Below are 297 nucleotides of genomic sequence, written 5' to 3'. Positions count from 1 at the left end.
CGCAGAAATCGCTGCTCCGCGCCGTTTGCTGCGCAGTTGGTCCCAGACCCGCTGTAACGCAGCCTTACAGGAGTGCCGCCATGGCGACGACGACTGCCCCTTGGAATACCGAGAAGCCGACCGCGCTTTTGGTGCTTGCCGACGGCACCGTCATCGAGGGTCGCGGCCTCGGCGCCACCGGATCGGCGGTCGCCGAAGTCTGCTTCAACACCGCGCTCACCGGCTACCAGGAAATCCTCACGGACCCATCCTATCCCGGCCAGATCGTCACCTTCCCCTTCCCGCATATCGACAATA

General features: G+C 64.0%; 1 protein-coding gene. It reads left to right on the top strand.

Features of this window, described 5'->3' with window-relative positions:
* Window positions 1-80 precede the first annotated feature (80 nt).
* The coding region (locus tag EN862_RS35620) for a carbamoyl-phosphate synthase domain-containing protein (RefSeq protein WP_281035877.1) at window positions 81-297 on the top strand (217 nt) is incomplete at its 3' end.

The organism is Mesorhizobium sp. M2E.F.Ca.ET.219.01.1.1 (assembly GCF_004016445.2).
In the GTDB taxonomy this organism is placed as follows: domain Bacteria; phylum Pseudomonadota; class Alphaproteobacteria; order Rhizobiales; family Rhizobiaceae; genus Mesorhizobium.
This window is presented reverse-complemented; position numbering and strand designations above follow the sequence as displayed.